The sequence below is a fragment of the Nitrosomonas sp. Nm34 genome, from assembly GCF_900113925.1.
In the GTDB taxonomy this organism is placed as follows: domain Bacteria; phylum Pseudomonadota; class Gammaproteobacteria; order Burkholderiales; family Nitrosomonadaceae; genus Nitrosomonas.
In genome coordinates, this window is sequence record NZ_FORD01000035.1 from 1 (window position 1) to 18151 (window position 18151).

General features: G+C 44.1%; 11 protein-coding genes and 1 tRNA gene. 2 read left to right on the forward strand and 10 right to left on the reverse strand.

The genetic code is table 11. The annotated features are described in order from the left end of the window. Positions 1-759: 759 nt before the first annotated feature. A tRNA-Val gene (locus tag BM283_RS12385) sits at positions 760-836 on the reverse strand. A 308-nt stretch (positions 837-1144) separates the two neighbouring features. On the opposite strand from BM283_RS12385, the gene BM283_RS12390 reads away from it, so the two are divergent. Further along, positions 1145-2119 carry a hydrolase gene (locus tag BM283_RS12390; RefSeq protein ID WP_090693578.1) on the forward strand — a complete coding sequence of 325 codons (975 nt, stop codon included), beginning with the start codon at positions 1145-1147 and terminating at the stop codon, positions 2117-2119. Positions 2120-2167: 48 nt separating this feature from the next. On the opposite strand, the gene yegQ is transcribed toward BM283_RS12390, so the two are convergent. Continuing rightward, positions 2168-3523 (reverse strand): prephenate-dependent tRNA uridine(34) hydroxylase TrhP, encoded by a 1356-nt coding sequence (gene yegQ / locus BM283_RS12395; protein ID WP_090693580.1) that lies wholly within the window; start codon positions 3521-3523, stop codon positions 2168-2170. A 132-nt stretch (positions 3524-3655) separates the two neighbouring features. Here yegQ and dnaE point away from each other — a divergent pair, with 132 nt between their 5' ends. After that, positions 3656-7201, forward strand: coding sequence for a DNA polymerase III subunit alpha (gene dnaE / locus BM283_RS12400; RefSeq protein ID WP_090693583.1), 3546 nt, complete (start codon positions 3656-3658; stop codon positions 7199-7201). Between the two features lie 18 nt (positions 7202-7219). On the opposite strand, the gene odhB is transcribed toward dnaE, so the two are convergent. From odhB to BM283_RS12440, 8 genes are all read right to left on the reverse strand, one after another. After that, positions 7220-8470: a 2-oxoglutarate dehydrogenase complex dihydrolipoyllysine-residue succinyltransferase gene (odhB, locus tag BM283_RS12405; protein ID WP_090693585.1), complete on the reverse strand. Its 1251-nt coding sequence runs from the start codon at positions 8468-8470 to the stop codon at positions 7220-7222. Positions 8471-8485: 15 nt separating this feature from the next. Then, positions 8486-11341, reverse strand: a complete 2856-nt coding sequence (locus BM283_RS12410; protein ID WP_090693587.1) for a 2-oxoglutarate dehydrogenase E1 component — start codon at positions 11339-11341, stop codon at positions 8486-8488. A 181-nt stretch (positions 11342-11522) separates the two neighbouring features. After that, on the reverse strand, positions 11523-12824 hold the full coding sequence (gene gltA, locus BM283_RS12415; RefSeq protein WP_090693589.1) for a citrate synthase: 1302 nt from the start codon (positions 12822-12824) through the stop codon (positions 11523-11525). 68 nt (positions 12825-12892) lie between these two features. Then, positions 12893-13126, reverse strand: a complete 234-nt coding sequence (locus BM283_RS12420) for an FAD assembly factor SdhE (protein ID WP_046851065.1) — start codon at positions 13124-13126, stop codon at positions 12893-12895. Next, a complete protein-coding gene (locus BM283_RS12425) occupies positions 13123-13818 on the reverse strand; it encodes a succinate dehydrogenase iron-sulfur subunit (protein WP_046851064.1) in 696 nt (231 codons plus the stop codon). Before BM283_RS12425 ends, BM283_RS12420 begins: the two co-directional genes overlap by 4 nt. 114 nt (positions 13819-13932) lie before the next feature. Then, positions 13933-15348: a threonine synthase gene (gene thrC, locus BM283_RS12430; protein WP_090693592.1), complete on the reverse strand. Its 1416-nt coding sequence runs from the start codon at positions 15346-15348 to the stop codon at positions 13933-13935. A gap of 98 nt (positions 15349-15446) precedes the next feature. Next, positions 15447-16760 (reverse strand): homoserine dehydrogenase, encoded by a 1314-nt coding sequence (locus tag BM283_RS12435; RefSeq protein ID WP_090693594.1) that lies wholly within the window; start codon positions 16758-16760, stop codon positions 15447-15449. A 96-nt stretch (positions 16761-16856) separates the two neighbouring features. Then, a complete protein-coding gene (locus tag BM283_RS12440) occupies positions 16857-18092 on the reverse strand; it encodes a pyridoxal phosphate-dependent aminotransferase (RefSeq protein WP_090693597.1) in 1236 nt (411 codons plus the stop codon). Positions 18093-18151 lie beyond the last annotated feature (59 nt).

Genomic DNA, 18151 nt, shown 5'->3' on the forward strand with positions numbered 1-18151 from the left:
TATTGGAAATTTTTCAAGAAGAAAATCCTGTATGGTCGCTACTATGAAACTTTTTCACTTTTCAAAAGTGCTTGCCAAGCTTTTTTTACAGCAACGGATCATTACGAAGCAGAATTACGCACATTATTAACTGATAATTTCCACATCATTGGCAGCACCTGAGTGCCGAAATTTCATGTGCGATGGGTATAGTTTTGTAGGGTCCGCTCGATTGTTTACTTTTAATTGTTGTGTATCGAATATGAATATATATCTAGTGGCCATTGCATGAATAGATGCGATACTTACTACATAATATTAATATTATAGCGCTACAATACAAGAATAAGAGAGCGTCAAAGAAACAAGATATTGAATATCAATTATATTTATTTCACAGTTGGTGAAATAAATATAAATTTTCTAATAATTTTGGAGTAGAAATCGGAAGATAGGTTAAAATCATCAATAGAAAATTTTCCAAAATAGTAGACACCCCATGATTTCATCATCATGTGTTTGCTGAAAAATAAGCTCTTCTTATGATCTGCTCCAAATAGCACTACATTTCATTCTAAAAAGCTTATTTATCACTTTATTCAATTTGGAAGTTGTACTGAAGTACGAGAGGCAGAGAATATATGGATTATCAAAACGACATTATGGCAATCAGCATGAAACTTGCTTTTTTCTCAAATGTCATATTCTTAGCTATGCAACAAATAAAAAAATAAGACCTAAAACTGGCTATTGATTCTTGTATTTATTTATTTGATATTTTGGTAGGCGCGATTGGACTCGAACCAACGACCCCCACCATGTCAAGGTGATGCTCTAACCAGCTGAGCTACGCGCCTGGGTAATGCGACATTCTAACTGAAATATTGTATAGGTTCAAATATAAGTTAAAAAGAATGATTTTTTGGGCTTTTGGGCTTTATATTTTATTTTGCTTTGAGTAAGCGGTATGCTTGAAAAGCAAGGTAATATTTATTGCTTTTAAAACGAAAAATAAATTTTTCACTGCATATAGTTAGTGACACTTTCCATCACTATAAGTTGGACTGGATGAGAATCAACAAGAATTAATTTATTGGCATGGCAAGAAAATAACGATTATTCTTTGTCATTTTTGAGAAACTCATTGTTGGATGTCCGAGATTATATGAACGCTAAATTTAAGTATGTTGCGCCCAAATGGTTGCCAGGTGGTAATGCACAGACGATTTATCCTTATTTTCTAAGGCCATCAACGCAAGTTGCTTTACAGCGTGAACGCTGGGAACTTAAAGATGGTGATTTTGTAGATGTTGATTGGTTGGATGGTCCTTTGGATAAACCGCTGGTGGTCATGTTTCATGGACTTGAAGGAAGCTCACGCAGTCATTATTCACTCAGTATTTTGAATTATCTGCGAGAGCAGAATTGGCGTGGTGCGATCATTCATTTCCGGGGTTGCTCTGGAGAGCCTAATAGACTACCACGTGCTTATCATGCAGGTGATTCAATAGAAATAGATTGGATGCTACAACGAATAGCGCATCAATGTGAGTTGCAGAAATCAGGTTTGCCACTTTACGTAATCGGCATTTCACTTGGAGGAAATGCGTTATTGAAATGGTTGGGTGAACAAGGCAGTCAGGCAAGCAGATTGGTTACAGCTGCTGCTGCAGTTTCAGCCCCACTTGATTTAACTGCTGCTGGAAAGGCGCTTGAGTTAGGCTTTAACCAAGTCTATACTCGGCATTTTCTGAGTTCTTTAAAGCGTAAAGCATTAGAAAAACATAAGCGCTTTCCAGGCTTGCTCGATGGGCAGGCGATCGCTGCAACGAGTTCGCTATATGAATTCGATACCCATGTTACAGCACCCTTGCATGGCTTCCGTAATACGGAAGAGTACTGGAGTAAATCCAGCAGTAAGCCTTGGCTTCAACATATCCAGGTTCCCGCTTTTGTTATCAATGCGCAAAATGATCCATTTATGCCAGCTCATGCATTGCCGACAAGAGGTAAGGTTTCATCTATGGTTTTGCTTGAATTTCCTGAGCAAGGCGGGCATGTGGGATTTATGCATGGAACTTTCCCTGGTCAGCATAGTTGGCTGCCTCAGCGGCTTATCAGTTTCTTTGAGTCAGTGTGAACGCCTGGGCTGTTTAAAAATCTCGGTTTTTTAGTAGATTTTCCTGGATCAAGATAAGAACCTGGCTACAAAAGCTTTTTCAATATTTCCTTTGAGCGGAATTCTCACCCGATGACCGCTACCTGGAGCGATATGAATGGCTAGGCCATCAATGTTTTGCATCTGTTCCAGCTCAATCACTTGATTGCCAGAGGGGTGAATGATCTCCAAGCGATCTCCGATCTCAAAGCGATTCTTAACTAGAATTTCAGCCATGCCGCTGATTTCATCGATAGCCGTCACATCTCCCACATATTGACTACGGTTTGATTCCGAATGGCCACGCAGATAATTCTGAGTTTCATGACTATGATGCCGCTGGTAGAAACCGTCGGTATAACCACGATTGGCAAGCCCTTCCAATTGACCAAGCAGGGCAGGATCAAAGGGGCGGTTGGCTATCGCATCATCTATCGCTTTACGGTAGACTTGGGCTGTACGCGCAACATAATAGGCTGATTTGGTTCGCCCTTCGATTTTGAGAGAATTGACCCCGATTTTGGCAAGTCGTCCAATATGTTCCACTGCGCGCAGATCTTTAGAGTTCATAATATAGGTGCCATGCTCATCTTCCATGATGGGCATAAGCTGGCCTGGTCGCTCGCCTTCCTCAATCAGATAAACCTGATCTGCAGCCGGATGCCGTTTGATATTATCCTGAGGGGTAGGTTGTTGCATTAATGCCTGGTTGAAGTCGAAGTCAATTTTTTGCAAAGGTTCAATGCCGCCGGTTGCATTTTCTTCGGCTGACTTGACTTTATAGTCCCATCGACAAGAATTGGTGCAAGTACCCTGGTTTGGATCGCGGTGATTAAAGTAACCTGATAACAGGCATCGCCCTGAGTAAGCAATACATAAGGCCCCATGAACAAACACCTCCAGCTCCATGTCTGGGCAAAGTTGACGAATTTCGTTAATTTCATCAAGTGACAGTTCTCTGGAGAGGATGACGCGTGTTAATCCGATTTTCTGCCAGAATTTTACCGCAGCATAATTGACAGTATTAGCTTGAACAGAGAGGTGGATTGGAATATCCGGCCATTTCTCTCTGACTAACATAATAAGCCCGGGGTCTGCCATAATCAGCGCGTCGGGTTTGAGCTCAATGACGGGTACCATATCAGCCATATAAGTTTTTACCTTGGCGTTATGAGGCATAAGGTTGCTGGTAACAAAGAATTTTTTGTTTAGTGCATGGGCTTCTGTAATGCCGGTACGTAATTGCTCCAGAGAAAACTCATTATTGCGGGCTCGTAGAGAATACCGTGGTTGGCCAGCGTAAACTGCATCAGCGCCATAAGCATAAGCAATACGCATTTTTTCCAGCGAGCCAGCTGGGAGTAAAAGTTCAAGGGTGTTTAGCATAGTGTAAAATGAGCAGTAATGTTAAATCGATGGGCAGTCTGGTACGCATACGAGAAACTACGCCGATTAATAGTGAATCATCCCCAGAAATAATCCTGAAAGCCAAATAGTTAATTTTTTAATTGTAGCATTATGCTGACTGATCCTGCTTTTATCCACCTTCGATTGCATAGTGAATACTCCATCGTTGATAGCATCGTTCGTATCGATGAAGTTTTATCAAAAGCAGCTTCAGATAATATGCCAGCAGTGGCGTTAACGGATCTTGCCAATCTTTTTGGATTGATCAAATTCTACCAAAGCGCTTATAAAAAGGGTATCAAACCCATCATTGGGTGTGATATCTGGATTACGAATGAGACAGATCGTGATAAACCTACCCGCGTTTTATTATTATGCCAATCTTTTACTGGGTACTTGTTATTGTGTCGTTTGCTATCACGAGCTTATCGTGAGAATTTATACCGTGGCCGGGCTGAATTCCGCAAATCCTGGTTTCATGCTGATGAAAGCGGAACAGATGGATTGATTCTACTATCAGGTGCCCACCATAGCGAAATAGGGTGGCATCTATCACAAAATAATTTGAGTTCAGCTGAAATCCTGGCTCAAGAATGGGCAAGCTTATTTCCAGGACGATTTTATATCGAGGTGCAGCGGATCGGCTATGCGAACGAGGAAAGCTGCGTACGCAATTCTCTGCAGCTGGCTTCCAAATTGCAATTACCTGTGGTAGCAACTCATCCAGTGCAATTTTTAGAACCTGAAGATTATAAAGCTCATGAGGCGAGGGTATGCATTGCAGAAGGATATGTGCTAGGTGACCGCCGGCGTCCGCTTCGCTTTACCGAGCAGCAATATTTTAAAACGCAAGCAGAGATGCAGGCTCTTTTTGCGGATATACCAGCCGCTCTTGCCAACAGTATAGAAATTGCCAAACGCTGTTCACTTGTGCTCGAGCTAGGTGTTAATCGCTTACCACGTTTTCCAACACCGGGTGCGGTTAGTATTGAGCAATATTTGCGTGAGCAGGCCGAAGCTGGGTTAGAAAAACGCCTGCATGTTCTATTTCCAGAGATCGAAGTATATGCTTCGAAGCTGCCAAAATATCAGGAGAGACTGGATTTCGAAGTGAATACTATCATCCAGATGGGATTTGCAGGCTATTTTTTAATCGTTGCTGATTTTATCAACTGGGCCAAGCAGAACGATGTGCCGGTAGGTCCAGGGCGTGGGTCAGGTGCTGGTTCTCTTGTAGCTTATTCACTTGGGATTACTGATCTTGACCCGATGCGCTATGATTTGCTGTTCGAGCGTTTCCTGAATCCCGAACGGATATCTATGCCAGATTTTGATATCGATTTCTGTCAGGATAGGCGTGAACGCGTCATTGAATACGTGAAGCAGCGCTATGGCGCTGAAAGTGTTTCACAGATTGTCACTTTTGGCACGATGGCAGCAAAAGCAGTCGTGCGAGATGTGGGCCGTGTGCTCGATTTGCCGTATAACTTTGTCGATCAATTAGCCAAATTAGTGCCATTTGAGATCGGGATGACGCTAAAAAAAGCACGTGCTGTTGAACCTCAATTGGAACAGCGCGCACGAGAGGAAGAAGATGTGCGTAATTTGCTGGAACTGGCAGAACGTCTAGAGGGGCTGACGCGCAACGTGGGGATGCATGCAGGGGGGGTGCTGATTGCACCGGGCAAGATTACTGATTTTTGCCCTGTGTATTGCGCTGATGCGGGAGATTCGGTCGTTAGTCAATTTGATAAGGATGATGTCGAGAAAATTGGTCTGGTGAAGTTTGATTTCCTTGGATTGCGTACCCTGACTATTCTCGACAGGGCAGTTTGTGATATTCGGCAGCGTTATGCTGAATTAGGGGCACAGGCAGCCGACCAGCAGGCTGGACAGTTGGCATCTCCACTGAATCTACCCTTTTCTTTAAATCATATTCCTTTAGAGGATGCTGCAACCTATGCGTTGATGAGAAAAGGCAACGCCATCGGAATTTTTCAATTTGAATCACGCGGTATGAAAGATCTGCTGCAAAAAGCGAAGCCTGATCGGTTTGAAGATCTCATCGCTCTGGTCGCACTTTATCGACCTGGGCCAATGGATCTGATCCCCGAATTTATAGAACGTAAGCACGGAAAACGTGTGGAATATCTGGATCCGCGTCTGGAACCTATTCTTGGGCCAACGTATGGCGTCATGATTTATCAGGAACAAGTGATGCAAATTGCTCAGGTGATAGGCGGGTATAGCCTGGGGGGCGCTGATTTACTACGGCGTGCGATGGGCAAAAAAAAGGTTGAAGAAATGGCGCAGCAACGCGATATTTTTGTAGCAGGTGCCATCAAGAATGGTTTGACTGAACAGGATGCAATTACGCTGTTTAATTTGATGGAGAAATTTGCTGGCTATGGTTTCAATAAATCGCATGCTGCGGCTTATGCCTTGATCGCGTTTCAGACAGCTTATCTTAAAGCACACTTTCCTGCAGAGTTTATGGCTGCGTGTTTGTCGGCAGAAATGAATGATACCGATAAGATCAATGTTTTTTACGGGGACGGTCTGGCCAATCGGCTCACTATTTTACCGCCAGATATCAATCAATCCGGGTATCATTTCCATCCAGTTGATGAAAGAACTATCCGTTATGGCTTGGGAGCAGTGAAGGGCACCGGGGAAGGGGCTATCTCAGCCATTATTGAAGCACGCAATCAAGGTGGATGGTTTACTGATTTATTTGATTTTTGTTGTCGGATTGATCGGCGAGTAGTAAACCGTCGTGTTATAGAATCACTTATTCGTGTCGGTGCATTTGATAGTATCGATCCTAACCGAGCAGGCTTATTAGCCTCTGTAGGCATCGCGATCGAATTTGCCGAGCAACGTAGTTTGTCAATTCATCAGACGAGTTTATTTACAGAAATTGAGAATAATTTTCAACATCCGGCTTTAGTTAACGTTCCCCAATGGTCAGAGAAAGAGATATTGCAGAATGAGAAGCTGGGACTAGGGTTTTATTTCAGCGGACATCCATTTTCTACCTACGTAAAAGAGCTTAGCCACTTTGTCCAGACCCGCCTAGATCGACTTAGTTCAAGTTTACGACGAGAGCTTCAGCTAATTGCTGGCGTGATTCATTCTGTCCGCGCGCAAATGACGCGTCGAGGGAAAATGGCCATCATTGTGTTAGACGATGGTCATGCCCAAGTAGAGGTCGTGGTTTATAACGAATTATTTTGTCAACACACTGATCTTCTAAAAGAAGATCAACTTCTGATTGCTGAAGTGACTATTAGTAATGCTTTTGGAGGCAATGATGAGCTTCGCATTATTGCCGATAAACTTTATGATCTTGCGAGTGCTCGCTCTTGCCATGCAAAAAAATTAAGATTCGTCATCAACGGCTCGGTAACCTCTGATATCACCACTATCGCCAAGCTTAAGGAATTATTCATGCCTTATCGGCAAGATAGTATAGCCAAAAATAAAGGTGCAGAAAGCCACCTTTATTCCTACTGCCCTGTAACGGTCATTTACCGGAATCAGTATGCAACCTGCGAGATCGAGTTAGGTAATACATGGCAGGTTCATCTAGATGACACATTGATTGAATCGCTATCTACTTATCTACAGCCAGAGAACGTAGAGATCATTTATTAATGAGTTATTTCTAATGGCTCATTGCTCAAATAGCGGACTGACGGGATATTCTAAAGCTTCCTTGATAGCGACCAGCGACAGCACAGCTTCACGACCATCAATAATGCGATGATCATAAGAAAGCGCAAGATAATTGATAGGACGTATAACGATTTGACCATTTTCAACTACAGGGCGTTGCTTAGTCGCGTGAATACCTAAAATCGCACTCTGCGGCGGATTGATAATGGGTGTGGAAAGCATCGATCCAAAGATACCCCCATTCGTAATGGAAAAAGTACCCCCCATTAATTCTTCAATGGTCAATTTACCCTCATGCGCTCTTTTTGAGAAATCAGCGATTTGCTTTTCTATTTCTGCCAGTGATAACTGATCCGCGTTACGGATAATCGGTACTACCAATCCGCGTGGACTTGCCACAGCGATACCGATGTCATAATAACCATGATAAACAATGTCGTTATCATCTACCGAAGCGTTGATAATAGGAAATTTTTTCAGCGCGGCAACAGCTGCTTTGACGAAGAACGAAGTAATTCCGAGTTTAACTCCGTGCTCTTTTTCAAAGGCATCTTTGTAACGCATACGTAAATCAATAATCGCCTGCATATTGACTTCATTGAATGTCGTCAGAGTGGCAGTGGTTGCTTGAGACTGTACCAACCGCTCAGCAATACGCATGCGTAATCTAGTCATCGGCACGCGTTGTTCAGGTCGATCTCCGGTTGCAGGCATTACCACTGTCTCAGGCATTTTGGTTTTTGCTTGAGAGGTAAGGGCCTTATTTTTCACATAGGCTAGGATATCTTCCTTAGTGATGCGGCTATCACGTCCTGTTCCTTTAATAACATTGAGATCATCCAAGCTGAGATTGTTTTCTTGAGCCATTTTTTTAGCTGCAGGCATTAGCTTTGGTGTGACCGGCTCAGTTTCTTCTACGGAGGGTGTTTCCTCGCTTCCTGAGGCTTCAGAGGATGTGATTTTTTTTTCAGGCATGGCTTCAACCTTAGGATGTTCTTTGGCTTCCCGAATCTCTGTCTCTATTTTAGCGATTACTTCGCCACTTTTTACTGTGGCACCATCCCCCTTAATAATTTCAGCTAGAATACCTTGCTGCGGAGCAGGTAGCTCGAGAACTACTTTGTCAGTTTCAACATCAATAAGATTTTCACCGCGATTGACCAACTCACCTTGCTGCTTGTGCCAGGAAATCAAAGTGGCTTCAGCAACCGATTCAGACAATTGTGGTACTTTGACTTCGATTAACATAATCTGCTTTCCTTTTTAAATTTTATCCCGAAATGCTGCCTCAACCAGTTCTTTCTGCTGGAACCGATCCAACTCCAGATAACCAACAGCAGGTGATGCCGATGAAGGGCGTAAAGTGTAGCTGAGAATCTGATCAGGTCGCTTATGCCTAAGGATGTAATGTTGAATACGGTGCCAAGCTCCCTGATTGCCTGGTTCTTCCTGGCACCAGATGATTTCCTTGGCATTGTGGTAACGATCTATTTCTACTTGAAAATCTTCGTGTGGGAAGGGATAGAGCTGTTCGATCCGAATGATGGCCATATCGGTAATGCCTTGCTTGCGGCGATAGGCGAGTAATTCATAATATATCTTGCCACTACAGCCAATGATACGCTTTACCCTATCTGCATTGAGAGGCTCGATTTCGGGAATGATCGCTTGGAATTGACCATCAGCGAGATCTTCTAATGAAGATACCGATTCTTTATGTCGAAGCAAGCTTTTGGGCATCATGATGATCAATGGTTTGCGAATGGGGCGGATCATCTGCCGCCGTAACAAATGAAAGATCTGGGCAGGTGTGGAAGGAACACATACCTGGATATTATATTCTGCGCATAACTGCAGGAATCGCTCTAACCGGGCCGATGAATGTTCAGGCCCTTGCCCCTCATACCCATGCGGCAGCATCATGACTAATCCACATAAACGTCCCCATTTGGCTTCGCCCGAGGTGATAAATTGGTCAATGACAACTTGTGCGACATTAGCAAAGTCACCAAACTGCGCCTCCCATATAACGAGTGCATTTGGTTGAGCCGTTGCATAACCATACTCGAAACCTAATACGGCTTCTTCCGAGAGCATGGAATCGATAATCGTGAAATCAGGTTGCTTGGCTGCAATATGATGAAGCGGTACATAAATGCCATCTTCCCATTGTTCCTGCTCGCGATTCTGGTCATGCCATACCGCATGGCGATGGAAAAAGGTGCCGCGCCCACTATCTTGTCCGGAGAAGCGGATGGGATAACCCTCTTTCAGTAGCGAGGCGTAGGCTAGATTTTCAGCCATTCCCCAGTCCAGTGGCAAGTTTCCTTTTCCCATTTCACGACGATCGGCAATAATTTTTTCCACCCTCGGATGCAATTTAAAGGTCGCCGGAGTATCCGTTAGCCGTTCTGCCAGGAATTTTAACTTATCTATGGGAACGCCTGTTTTTATTGGTTGATTCCATTTACCTGGATTAAGGAATGGCACCCAATTGGTTGCGTGAGGTGGTTTATAATCGTAGAGAATGGCTTTGTTGGGGTTGCTCCCTGCATCCATGGCATCATAGTAGGCCTTGACCATAGCTTCTGCCTCAGCCACAGTAATGATACCTGCTGCGACCAGCTTATCCATGTAAAGCTTGCGTGCTCCAGGATGTTTATTAATGATATGGTACATGGAGGGCTGCGTGGCCATGGGCTCGTCCTGCTCATTGTGACCTTGCCTGCGAAAACACACTAAATCAATGACAACATCCTTGTGGAACTGCATGCGATAATCCAATGCAATTTCTGTCACCATGACAACAGCTTCAGGATCATCACCATTGACATGGAAAATAGGGGCTTCGATCATTTTTGCCACATCGGTGCAATAAAGAGTGGAACGGCTGTCACGAGGGTTCGAGGTAGTAAAGCCGATCTGGTTATTAATGATGATATGAATGGTACCGCCTGTACCATAGCCTCGTGTTTGCGACAAGTTTAATGTTTCCATTACCACTCCTTGCCCAGAGAAGGCTGCATCGCCATGCAGCAACACAGGAATGACTAACTCTCCGTTTTTATCCTGCAAACGATGCTGACGGGCAAGAACTGAGCCTTCCACCACAGGGTTAACGATTTCAAGGTGGGAAGGATTAAACGCAAGGGCAAGATATACAATTCCACCCGGTGTCATCACAGCGGATGAGAATCCCTGATGATACTTCACATCGCCGGCGGCGAGCGTCTGCACTTTTTTTCCTTCGAATTCCAGGAACAAATCTGAGGGCATTTTGCCTAACGTGTTAACCAACACATTCAGTCTGCCTCGGTGTGCCATGCCAATCACGATTTCTTGTACGCCGACTTCGCCGGCATGTTGTAACAATTTATCCAGTAAAGGAATCAGGCTTTCATTTCCTTCACCAGAGAAACGCTTTTGTCCAACATAGCGAGTGTGAAGGTATTTTTCCAGACCCTCTGCAGCAGTTAGGCGTTCAAGGATATGTCGTTTGTAATCAGCAGTAAGGCTGGGCTGGGAGCGCGGACCTTCCACACGATTCTGAATCCAGCGCTTCTGCTTTAAATCAGTAATAAACATATATTCTGCGCCAATGGTGCCGCAGTAAGTTTGCCGCAGTATTTGTAAAATTTCCTTTAATGGCGCATGTTCCTGACCTACCAGTGAACCCGTATTAAAAACGGTCTCCATATCGGCTTCAGTTAATTCATAAAAAGCCGGGTCGAGTTCTGGTGTATCCGATATTTGCTGATGATTGAGTGGATCGAGACGTGCCAGACGCACCCCAAGAAAGCGGTACATGTTGATAAGCTGGAGAACAGCTATTTGTTTACGTTCCTTAGCCTCAGCCGAGACTAAAGAAGGAGCGACTGGTAAGCTGCCCACACGTTTTTCAGATAGAGGAGTTTGTGCGAGTTTTACAAATGATTCAATGACGGGAGTATGGGGAACATCTCGTGCAGTTATCGTCAGGGTCTGCTGCAATGAATCAAAATAACCCCTCCATTCAGGAGGGATTGAATCCGGACTGCTGAGATATTTTTCATAGAGATCTTCGATAAACGGAGCATTAGTGCCAAATAACATTGAATTCTCAAGGAATTGTCTCATCATGACCAAACTCGCTATATGTTAAAAAACGGAAGCACTTTGCAATAGGTTGTACCTGCACAATATGATTTATTTTATTTGGCCGGTCGACTTGTATTCCAACAATGCTAATTTAATTTTATGGTTTTTCTCTTTTTACCCTTATACACATAAAATTTATTTCTAAAATTTAGGGTTGATCTTACTATTTGTCAGTTTCTTTCGACGGTACGTTTCTTTGTGTCACACCGGTGTAGAGCTGACGAGGGCGTCCTATTTTTTGATCGGGATCAGCGATCATTTCATTCCATTGAGCTACCCAGCCCACCGTCCGTGCCATTGCAAAAATTGCAGTAAACATAGAGGTTGGTATACCTAATGCACGTTGTATGATGCCAGAGTAAAAATCGACATTGGGATAAAGTTTTTTAGTAATGAAATAATCATCTTCCAGAGCAATTTTCTCTAGCTCCAAGGCGAGCTTGAAAAGGCGATTGTTATGGAGCCCCATCTCATCTAATACCTCGTGGCAGGTTTCACGCATCAGTTTTGCGCGTGGATCAAAATTTTTGTATACCCGATGACCGAAGCCCATCAGGCGGAAAGGATCATTCTTGTCTTTCGCGCGTTTAATATATTCATTGATGCGTGAAGTATCGCCAATTTCCTCCAGCATGTTAAGGCATGCTTCATTTGCGCCCCCATGCGCGGGGCCCCATAAACAGGCGATGCCGGCAGAAATACAGGCAAATGGATTGGCGCCACTGGAACCTGCCAGGCGGACTGTAGAAGTTGATGCGTTTTGTTCATGATCAGCGTGAAGAATTAAAATACGATCTAACGCTTTTACGAAAACCGGATTGGGTTCATAATGTTCAGCTGGTGTGGCAAACATCATGTGCAGAAAATTTGCAGCATAGCTTAAATCGTTGCGTGGATAAATGAAGGGTTGCCCAATATTGTATTTATAAGCCATGGCCGCAATCGTCGGTAGTTTGGCAATCAGCCGGAAGGCGGATTGCTCGCGATGAACCGCATCTGAAATATCCATTGCTTCATGGTAAAAGGCTGACAAGGCACCCACTACCCCCACCATTACTGCCATAGGGTGAGCATCTCTGCGGAATCCACTATAAAATCTGACCAGTTGTTCATGCAGCATGGTATGGCTCTTGATAGCATGAACAAATTGCTTTTTTTGTTCGTCAGAAGGTAATTCACCATTCAGTAGCAAATAACAGACTTCCATGAAATCGCATTGTGTCGCTAACTGCTCAATAGGGTAGCCACGATAGAGGAGTATCCCCTTGTCCCCATCAATAAATGTAATAGCAGATTTTGTGCTAGCCGTAGAAAGAAAACCAGGGTCATAAGTAAACATGCCACTCTTGGCATAGAGGGTATGGATATCAATCGTATCCGGACCCATCGCACCCGACATAATCGGGAGCTCAACCGGTTCTCTATTCTCGCCAAGCAGCAAGGTTGCTATACGTTGTTCAGACATATCTATCTCCATGGTTTGAGGATGGATCTACACGCTTTAGTTTAGTATAACTGACAGCGTAAGTTTGCTTAACTTTGTTGAAGAAGCTTTAATAATGACTTCAAGTTTTCGCTTGGTGCTTCCTTTTTAGAAGAAATTATATCCCACAGATCATTATCAGGGAGTAAGAGTAATGATTCAAACGTATTTAACTGCGCTTCATCTAATTGCGCATAATATTTATCCAGAAAGCGCTGCAATACAATATCCAGCTCTAGCAAGCCGCGCCGACAACGCCAATAAAGGCGTTCTCGCTGTTTCATATCGTTCTTTTCACCAGCAGATTTTTTATCTTACTTATTGCGTTCATGGGATGTAATCCTTTTGGACAGACATCGACACAATTCATGATTTCATGGCAACGAAACAGGCGATAAGGATCTTCCAGATAATCCAATCGTTCAGCAGTCGCTTGATCGCGGCTGTCAGCCAGGAAACGGTAAGCTTGCAGCAAGCCGGCAGGGCCGACATATTTGTCCGGGTTCCACCAGAACGATGGGCATGCTGTGGTACAGCATGCACACAGGATACATTCATAAAGCCCATCCAATTCAGCTCTTTCTTCCGGTGATTGCAATCGCTCGGTCTCTGGAGGAGGATCATTGTTGATCAAATAAGGTTTGATCGAGTGATATTGCTTAAAAAATTGTGTCATATCTACGATTAAATCGCGAATGATCGGCAGGCCAGGCAGAGGGCGGATTTCTATCGGTTCTTTCAGACTAGCGATTGGAGTGATGCAAGCTAATCCATTTCGGCCATTGATATTCATTGCATCTGAGCCACATACACCTTCCCGGCAGGAGCGACGCAAGCTAAGACTGTCATCCTGAGACTTGATTCGAATCAAGGCATCCAGCAGCATTTTGTCAGTTGACTCTAACTCAATATCGTAATCCTGCATGTAAGGTTTCTCATCCTTGTCAGGATTATACCGGCTAATTGAGAATCGCATGGTTGAAGCTCCTCCTTTTCTTAACAGTTAATATTCACCGATCAAGATAGCAGGGCAGGGTAATGTATCGATGCAGTTTAAAAGATTGATCTATTCAGAGTGAAATCTTAATCATCAAGTCTGTTCAATCTTCTGGCAGATAAAACTCTTGATTGCATCTACATCTTTATCCATGACCTCAAAGCGTTGAGGTAGATCTTCCAGATTTTTAAATCCTGCAGGCCGTGCTGGCTCCAATCCCACAGCTTCCTTGATACTTTCGGCAAACTTTGTAGGTAGCGCGGTTTCCAGGCAAATAAGCGGAATACCCGGCTCGCGATATTCAAGTCCCACTTTTACTCCATCCGCGGTATGGGTGTCAATCAAAACTTTGTGCTCATGATAGAGTTGGCGAATCGTATCAATACGTGCCGCATGATGGCTGGTTCCGGAAATAAAGCCAAACTCTTTCGTTTTGACCCATAAAGCCGTCCCAAATAGATCAAAGGCATTGCCTTTATCAATGGATTGCCATAATTCCTTAACCCGCATCGCATTGCGGTCTGTCAGGTCAAAGATAAATCTCTCAAAATTGGAAGCTTTGGAGATATCCATCGAGGGGCTGCTTGTGTGATGTGTTTCAGTAGTGGTGCGTGGCCGATACAGCCCAGTACGAAAGAACTCATCCAATACGTCATTTTCGTTAGTGGCAAGAATGAGTTGTCTGATTGGCAGCCCCATCATACGCGCGACATGGCCAGCGAAGATATTTCCAAAATTTCCCGATGGCACAGAAAATGATACTTGCTCATCATTGGATTGAGTGACTGCAAAATACCCCTTGAAATAATAAACGATCTGCGCAGCTATGCGTGCCCAGTTGATCGAATTGACCGTGCCGATATGGTATTTTTCTTTGAAGATATGATCATTACTGACTGCTTTGACAATATCCTGACAGTCGTCAAAGACACCGCGAATAGCAATATTGAAAATATTGTCATCTTGTAAGGAAAACATTTGCGCGGTTTGGAAACGGCTCATTTTGCCAAGTGGTGAAAGCATGAATACACGGATACCACGTTTGCCGCGCATGGCATACTCAGCACTTGAACCGGTATCACCTGAAGTTGCTCCGAGTATATTCAGTTCAGCATTTGTCTTGGCCAATGTATATTCAAACAAATTTCCCAATAACTGCATGGCGATATCTTTGAATGCCAAGGTTGGTCCATTTGACAAACACAAAATGTGCAACCCGGGTTCAAGGGTTTTAGCCGGTGTAATGTCTGTGCTGCCAAATGCTTCCGCTGTGTAAGTGCGCGCTATCAAGTTGCGCAAATCATGAGCAGGAATATCATCCATGAAACGAGAAAGCACTTCAAATGCAAGCGCTGGATAATCCAGATGGCGCCATGCCTCAAGTTCAGACGGACTAATCTTTGGATAAACTTCAGGTACAGCGAGCCCGCCGTCTGGCGCAAGGCCGCTCAGCAGTATTTCAGTAAAAGTTCTTGGCGACATACCGCCGCGAGTAGAGATATAACGCATAATATTCTGATTGAAATAATAAGGGAGGAGAAGAAATAAGCGACTATCCTGGACTGATTTTGAAAAAATGCGGTAATTCGACTCAAATTACATCATGCTTATTTGTTTAATTCTTCTAAACGGATACGCACTATCTTTCCTGCCATGGTAGGTAATTTCTCAATTTTATCTAATGCTGCAATGATGTTCTTTTCTATCGTTGTATGAGTGAGCATGATGATATTGACTTTATCCTCTTCCTCAGCATGTTCTTTCTGCACCATAGCGTTGATCGAAATATCTGAATCAGCCAGGATGCGCGTGATATCAGCAAGAACACCGGGTTGGTCCATCACCTGTAAGCGAAGATAGTAAGCGGTTTCAACCTCTTCCATCGGCACGATTGGAATATTTGATAATAATTCTGGCAGAAATGCGAGATAAGGCACGCGATGTTCCGGATCGGCGGTCAGTAAACGTGCCACATCGACTAAGTCAGCTATCACCGAGCTGGCTGTCGGTTCTGCGCCTGCACCTGCTCCATAGTAAAGTGTCGGTCCGACGGCGTCGCCTTTGACGACTACCGCATTCATCACGCCTTCCACATTAGCGATCAATCTTTTAATAGGGATGAGGGTAGGATGCACACGTAGTTCGATGCCTTTCGCTACACGTTTGGTAATACCGAGTAACTTGATGCGGTAACCGAGCTCTTCAGCATAACGGATGTCATCGTTACTTAGTTGGGTGATACCTTCGATATACACTTTGTTGAAGCTGACCGGGATACCAAAAGCGATTGCTGCCATGATGGTTATTTTATGGGCCGCGTCGATTCCTTCTATATCGTAGGTAGGGTCAGCTTCCGCGTAGCCAAGTTTTTGTGCGAGGGCCAATACTGTATCGAATGCAAGCCCTTTCTCACGCATTTCCGACAAAATAAAATTACTGGTACCATTGATAATGCCAGCAATCCATTCTATCCGATTGGCGGCTAATCCCTCGCGCAATGCTTTAATAATAGGTATTCCCCCTGCAACTGCAGCCTCAAAGGCAACAATGACCCCTTTTTGCTGAGCGGCTGCAAAAATCTCACTGCCATGAGAGGCCAAAAGCGCTTTATTGGCTGTAATCACATGCTTACCGTGGGCAATCGCTTGTAGTATCAGTTCCTTGGCAATAGTTTGTCCGCCGATCAATTCGATGACAATATCAATATCGGGCCGTGAGACAACTTCAAATGCATCAGTGGTTACTGTCGTGTCACGGTCAGCCAGACGGCGTGCTTTTTCGATATCACGGTCGGCAATAATACGGATGACAATGTTACGACCAATACGGCGGACAATTTCTTCCTGGTTACGTTTCAGGACGGTATAGGTGCCGCCACCGACCGTACCAATTCCTAATAAGCCAACATTAATGGGGTTCATATTCTAATTGTTAAAATAAGCAAAAATTGTTACAAAATAATTAAATGATGAATTTTTCAGAATTCCTGAGCATATTTAATGCGATTGGCTATGGGATTATATGACGTGTATACCATGGCGTTTACGGTAACGTTCCAGGAAGTGTGCGATGCGGCCAATTGCTTCAGCCAGATCATCACTATTGGGTAAAAACACTACACGGAAATGATCTTGATAGGGCCAATTAAAACCCGTCCCTTGTACTACCAGCACTTTTTCTTCCAGCAACATATCCAGCACAAATTTCTCATCATCCTGAATAGGATAAATTTTTGGGTCCAGGCGTGGAAACAGATACAGCGCTGATTGGGGACGAAAGCAACTTACACCCGGGATATCGGTCAGAAGTTGCCAGGCAAGATCACGTTGCCGTTTGAGTCGCCCGGTAGGTAATGTCAGATCATATATGCTTTGATAACCCCCTAATGCAGTCTGGATACCGAATTGCGCGGGTACGTTTGCACACAGGCGCATAGAAGCCAGCATATTTAAGCCCGCAATATAATCCTGCGCGCGTTGTTTATCACCTGATACTACTATCCAACCAGAACGAAACCCTGCTGCCCGGTAATTCTTCGACAAGCCATTGAATGTCACAAACAAAATGTCATCAGCCAAGGAGGCGATCGAGGTATGGATAGCTTGATCATAAAGTATTTTGTCATAAATCTCGTCCGCATAAATGATCAAATGATGCTGACGGGCAATTTCTATGATTTCGAGCAGTAAATCGACCGGATACAGCGCACCTGTTGGATTATTGGGATTGATGATTACGATTGCGCGCGTATGAGGCGTTATTTTAGCACGAATATCATCCAGATCCGGAAACCAATCAGACTGCTCATCGCAAATATAATGGCGTGCCGTCCCCCCTGCTAACGATACGGCAGCTGTCCACAACGGATAATCAGGCGCAGGAATGAGCACTTCATCGTTGTTTTCCAGCAGTGCCTGCATGGCCAGCATGATCAGTTCAGAAACGCCATTACCGATATAAATATCATCCATTTGCACATTTGGAATATGTTTTTCCTGGGTGTAATGCATGATGGCCTTGCGTGCAGCGAAGAGGCCTTTTGAATCACAATAGCCAGATGCAGCGGATAGATTCCGGATCACATCCTGTAATATTTCCTCGGGTGCTTCAAAGCCAAATGAAGCAGGGTTGCCGATATTGAGTTTGATAATGTGATGACCTTCTTCCTCCATTTCTCTGGCCCGATCGAGTACGGGCCCCCGAATATCGTAACAGACGTTAGCAAGCTTGCTGGATTTCGTGATGGGCTGCATGGTTAATATGAAAAACTACACTGTAGTAGATAGATATTGAAAAAATAAAGAGAATATAA

Excerpts from the sequence above, each read along its gene's own strand:
- BM283_RS12390 (WP_090693578.1), top strand. The coding sequence starts at position 1,145 with ATGAACGCTAAATTTAAGTATGTTGCGCCCAAATGGTTGCCAGGTGGT.
- yegQ (WP_090693580.1), bottom strand. The coding sequence starts at position 3,523 with ATGCTAAACACCCTTGAACTTTTACTCCCAGCTGGCTCGCTGGAAAAA.
- dnaE (WP_090693583.1), top strand. The coding sequence starts at position 3,656 with ATGCTGACTGATCCTGCTTTTATCCACCTTCGATTGCATAGTGAATAC.
- odhB (WP_090693585.1), bottom strand. The coding sequence starts at position 8,470 with ATGTTAATCGAAGTCAAAGTACCACAATTGTCTGAATCGGTTGCTGAA.
- BM283_RS12410 (WP_090693587.1), bottom strand. The coding sequence starts at position 11,341 with ATGATGAGACAATTCCTTGAGAATTCAATGTTATTTGGCACTAATGCT.
- gltA (WP_090693589.1), bottom strand. The coding sequence starts at position 12,824 with ATGTCTGAACAACGTATAGCAACCTTGCTGCTTGGCGAGAATAGAGAA.
- BM283_RS12420 (WP_046851065.1), bottom strand. The coding sequence starts at position 13,126 with ATGAAACAGCGAGAACGCCTTTATTGGCGTTGTCGGCGCGGCTTGCTA.
- BM283_RS12425 (WP_046851064.1), bottom strand. The coding sequence starts at position 13,818 with ATGCGATTCTCAATTAGCCGGTATAATCCTGACAAGGATGAGAAACCT.
- thrC (WP_090693592.1), bottom strand. The coding sequence starts at position 15,348 with ATGCGTTATATCTCTACTCGCGGCGGTATGTCGCCAAGAACTTTTACT.
- BM283_RS12435 (WP_090693594.1), bottom strand. The coding sequence starts at position 16,760 with ATGAACCCCATTAATGTTGGCTTATTAGGAATTGGTACGGTCGGTGGC.
- BM283_RS12440 (WP_090693597.1), bottom strand. The coding sequence starts at position 18,092 with ATGCAGCCCATCACGAAATCCAGCAAGCTTGCTAACGTCTGTTACGAT.